The sequence below is a fragment of the Ancylobacter amanitiformis genome (assembly GCF_030814815.1).
Classification (GTDB): domain Bacteria; phylum Pseudomonadota; class Alphaproteobacteria; order Rhizobiales; family Xanthobacteraceae; genus Ancylobacter; species Ancylobacter amanitiformis.
In genome coordinates this window covers 1-1,257 of sequence record NZ_JAUSVR010000041.1, presented here as the reverse complement: position 1 = coordinate 1,257, position 1,257 = coordinate 1, and the positions used below count along the sequence as shown (strand labels likewise).

The following is a 1,257-nucleotide window of genomic DNA, read 5'->3' as shown; positions in this document are numbered from 1 at the left end:
ACTGGTGCACGCGGATCGACGAGGCGTCGATCATCTGGATGTCGCCATCGTAAGAAGCTGATACGGCTCGCAGAATGCGCGCCCAATGGCCCGCCTTGCGCCACCGGTCGAAACGGTTGACGCACGTCATATGAGGGCCCTAGGTGTTTAGTCCCGAGGTCAAGTGGACAGGCTCGTGGGTGGATCGTTCTGGCTCTGCGGCCCATGCCCTGCAGATGGCTTCGTATGGCGTTAGGCCGCGTAAGGTCTTCAAGCGCTTGGCGAAGTTGTAGGCGTCGAGGAACGCGGCGAGGTGATCCTGAAGCTGCCGGTTGGTCTCGTAGTGATAGCGCCGCACGGTGGCCTCCTTGAGCGTTCGGTTCATCCGCTCCACCTGACCGTTGGTCCAGGGATGGTTAGGCTTTGTCAGGCGATGCTCGATGCCGTGGCTCCGGCAGGCGCGATCGAAGGGATGACCGCGCCACATCGCAGTCGGTCCCTTGCGGTTCTTTGGCAGGTCGGCGAACTGGATGCCGTTGTCGGTGAGAACGGTGTGGATCTCATAGGGAACAGCAGCCACGAGGGCATCCAGGAAGGCCCGGGCTTCGCGTGTGGTCGCCTTCGGCATGAGCTGGGCGAAGGCATATTTGGAGGTCCGGTCCACAGCGACGAAGAGATAGAGCTTGCCCTCCTCGGTGCGCACTTCGGCTATGTCGATGTGGAAGTAGCCGATCGGATAAGGTTTGAAGGTCCGCCTGGCTGTCTTTTCTCCATCGACCTCGGGAAGCCGGCTGATGCCGTGGCGCTGGAAGCAGCGGTGCAGGGCCGAGCGGGTCAGATGTGGGACCGAGGCCTGCAGGGCATAGAGACAATCGTCCAGCGGCAAGAGCGTATGCCTGCGGAAAGCGACCGCCATGGCCTCTTCCTCCGGCGTCAGAACGGTCGAGCGAGGCGCCTTCGGCCCCATCGGCGCGTCATGCAGAAAACTGCGCTTGCGCCACTTGGCGACGGTTTTCCGATTGAGGCTGTAGCGCGCCGCTAGCTCTTTGAGCGGAGCCTTCGATCGCTGTATCGCAGCTCGGATGGCGTGCGTGGTCGTAGCACTGCGATGGAGTATCTGGCCCATAGTGCCTCCCGGAATGCGGGACCAGCTTCGCTGATTCCCCCACACTCTGGGACTGAACATCTAGGCTCAGGACTCATTGATTACCGAGCCAGAAGATGACGGTAGCGGCGATGCAGATGGCTGAGAAGAAGGTGTGGGCGCAACGATCATAG

1 protein-coding gene and 1 pseudogene are annotated in these 1,257 nt (G+C 61.5%); both read right to left on the bottom strand.

Translation table 11 applies throughout. The annotated features are described in order from the left end of the window. Positions 1-139 (bottom strand): annotated as a pseudogene (locus QOZ99_RS22260) (IS5/IS1182 family transposase); the annotation flags it as partial. Further along, positions 140-1,105, bottom strand: a complete 966-nt coding sequence (locus QOZ99_RS22255) for an IS481 family transposase (protein WP_306892173.1) — start codon at positions 1,103-1,105, stop codon at positions 140-142. Positions 1,106-1,257 lie beyond the last annotated feature (152 nt).

Excerpts from the sequence above, each read along its gene's own strand:
- QOZ99_RS22255 (WP_306892173.1), bottom strand. The coding sequence starts at position 1,105 with ATGGGCCAGATACTCCATCGCAGTGCTACGACCACGCACGCCATCCGA.